Raw genomic sequence first — 364 nt, 5'->3', positions numbered from 1 at the left:
GTGATACTCACGTTGTTGCGCTTCATTCAGGGCGTGGGGGTGGGGGGCGAGTGGGGCGGCTCGGTGCTGATGTCGATGGAATGGGCCCGCACCAACGCGCACCGCGGCTTCGTTGCGTCGTGGCCGCAGTTCGGTGTGCCCGCCGGGCTGTTCCTCGCCAACCTCGCGGTGCTGGCCATGAGCGCCATTTCCGGCGACGCGTTTCTCTCTTGGGGTTGGCGCGTGCCGTTCTTCCTTAGCATCGTGCTGGTGGGAATAGGCCTTTATATTCGACTGAACATTCTTGAGACGCCTATCTTCGCGAAGCTTCTGGCAGAGCGCAAAATCGAAAAGATGCCGATGCTGGAAGTCATCCGCCGTCAGC

At 61.3% G+C, this 364-nt stretch carries 1 protein-coding gene; it reads left to right on the top strand.

The window, feature by feature from the left end:
* Window positions 1-12 precede the first annotated feature (12 nt).
* The coding region (locus tag EN859_RS35985) for an MFS transporter (protein WP_245525885.1) at window positions 13-364 on the top strand (352 nt) is incomplete at its 3' end.

It is taken from the genome of Mesorhizobium sp. M00.F.Ca.ET.216.01.1.1 (genome assembly GCF_004010325.2).
In the GTDB taxonomy this organism is placed as follows: Bacteria; Pseudomonadota; Alphaproteobacteria; order Rhizobiales; family Rhizobiaceae; genus Mesorhizobium.
Note: the sequence above shows the minus strand (reverse complement) of the source record. Positions and strands in the feature narration are given on the sequence as shown.